Source organism: Desulfonatronospira sp. MSAO_Bac3, assembly GCF_003838035.1.
Lineage (GTDB): Bacteria > Desulfobacterota > Desulfovibrionia > Desulfovibrionales > Desulfonatronovibrionaceae > Desulfonatronospira > Desulfonatronospira thiodismutans.
On the sequence record NZ_QYZY01000205.1, the window covers coordinates 1 to 2,095 of the forward strand.

Annotated in this window: 2 protein-coding genes; both read right to left on the bottom strand. The window is 53.0% G+C overall.

The annotated features are described in order from the left end of the window. Positions 1–315: 315 nt before the first annotated feature. Positions 316–1,479 carry a UxaA family hydrolase gene (locus D5S03_RS07000; RefSeq protein ID WP_287043176.1) on the bottom strand — a complete coding sequence of 388 codons (1,164 nt, stop codon included), beginning with the start codon at positions 1,477–1,479 and terminating at the stop codon, positions 316–318. Between the two features lie 2 nt (positions 1,480–1,481). Next, positions 1,482–1,781 carry a UxaA family hydrolase gene (locus D5S03_RS07005; RefSeq protein ID WP_008871758.1) on the bottom strand — a complete coding sequence of 100 codons (300 nt, stop codon included), beginning with the start codon at positions 1,779–1,781 and terminating at the stop codon, positions 1,482–1,484. Positions 1,782–2,095: the final 314 nt, after the last annotated feature.

Genomic DNA, 2,095 nt, shown 5'->3' on the forward strand with positions numbered 1-2,095 from the left:
ACCTCTGTTGTTAAGCTCCGCCGTTATGTTTGGAGTGACCTCCACGCTGCCGGCCTCTTCGTCATCAGATACAATAAGATGAAGTACGTCATCCTCTTCAAAATATACGAGACGTGATTTATCCATATTGTTCCAGCCTCCCGGTTTTGATTCGAAAGTTTATCTGCTGGCGGCTTGTAGCATGTATTGTCACTGGCTGCAGTCCGCTGCGGGTTTGTTCATACGGTATCAAGACGAATGGTTATCCTGACCTTATTTGCAGGTGCATCTGGTAAATGTTTTTACACTCTTGGTCTGCTCCTGTGCATTCTGGAATTAGAAGGTGCTGTGCAGCTTGTACATTCCGAATTCCCTGTGTCCCAGGGCTTCGGCCTTGGTCTGTTTGCCGTTTATGACCTCTATAAGTTCCTGAAAAAGCCTTTCACCGGCCTGGGCGATGGATTCCCGGCCGTCGATCACAGGGCTGGCATCAAACTCAATATTGTCCTTCATGTTTTCATAGGTTGTTTTATTGCCGGTTATCTTGATGACAGGGGCGATGGGTGATCCTGTAGGGGTGCCCCTGCCGGTGGTGAAGATGACCACCTGGGCTCCGCCGGCCAGCATGCCGGTAATGGACTCTATGTCCTGGCCAGGGGTGTCCATGAAATGCAGTCCTTTTTCCACGGGTATCTGAGCATAGTCCAGGACTCCGTTTAGAGGCTGCTTTTTGCCTCCCTTGTATATGCAGCCAAGGGATTTTTCCTCAATGGTGGTCAGCCCGCCTTGAATATTTCCCGGGGTGGGCTGGCCGCCGCGCATGTCAAAGCCCAGGTCCCGGGCTTTCTGCTCACAGCCGGCCACGGTATCAAGGAGTTTTTTCTTTACCTCATCTGATTTGGCGCGCCGGGAAAAAATGTGCTCAGCACCGATGATCTCGGTGGTTTCGGAAAAAATGGTGGTCCCTCCCAGGCTGATGAGCTTGTCCGATACATATCCGGTCACGGGATTGGACACCAGCCCGGAAGTGGCGTCCGAGCCTCCGCATTCCAGGGCCAGGATTATTCTGGACAGGTCTGTCTGTTCCCGGTGCTGGGACTGGGTCTCTTGGATCATGTCCCTGACCAGGCGCAGACCCTTTTCTTCGGTCTTGAGGGTGCCGCCCTGCTCCTGGATGATCAGGTGCTCAACCCTTTTTCGGGAACCGGCAGCGATTTCATCAGCGACCTTTTTAATGGGAACGCCTTCGCAGCCCAGGCCCACCACCAGGACAGCGGCGATATTTGGATTTTTGCCGAGATTTATAAGGGTCTGGGTGGTAAGCTGCATGTCATTGCCAAGCTGGCAGCACCCGTGCTGGTTGGGAAGATAAATGGTGTTCCGGGTCCTCTCGGCGATATGTTTGGCGGTTTCCGAGGCACAGACCACTGTAGGGATGACCGCCACCATGTTTCTGATTCCCACCTGACTGTCTGGACGCATGTATCCCCAGATATTCATAGCTAACCTTCCTTTCTGTCTGTAAAAGTTCCGCGGATGCTGTCTACATTGTGCACGTGGACATGTCCGAACCTGGATATGTCTCTGGTGGCCACCCCGATTACTTCCCCGTACTTGATGATTTGTCCGCCCTGGCTTATGTCGGAAAGGGCGAACTTGTGCCCGAAGGTAACCGGTTCTTTGACTTGAATCTCAAATGTTGAATCATCGTCCTGGACCAATACCTTTTCCCCGACGTCCAGGTCCTTTGTGGCAGTGGCCACATTGTCATCTTTGTTGATCAATACAGCTGAACTCTTCATGGTGTACTCCTGTGGCTGGTGAAAAACTGGTTTATGCTGACCCTTGTCCGGCATGGACAGATGAAACAGCTGCGCCGGGTCAGTGACTTGCCGGGTTGCCGATGCCGGCCGGAAGATGGAAGAAAACCAGCAGCATGTAAAGGGTTGGTCCTGCAGCCCTGTTCCTGAAAGCCACCGGCACAGAAAACAGTTCAGGAGGCGTTATGAGCAATGTTTCCTGAGCATCCGCTCCAGGTCGTCTTTCTGTACCGGCTTGGCCAGGCAGTCATTCATGCCTGCCTCGAGAAACCGCTCCCGGTCACCATCCATGGCGT

What these genes read in the sequence shown, in the direction of transcription:
- D5S03_RS07000 (WP_287043176.1), bottom strand. Translation starts at nt 1,479, where the DNA reads ATGAATATCTGGGGATACATGCGTCCAGACAGTCAGGTGGGAATCAGA.
- D5S03_RS07005 (WP_008871758.1), bottom strand. Translation starts at nt 1,781, where the DNA reads ATGAAGAGTTCAGCTGTATTGATCAACAAAGATGACAATGTGGCCACT.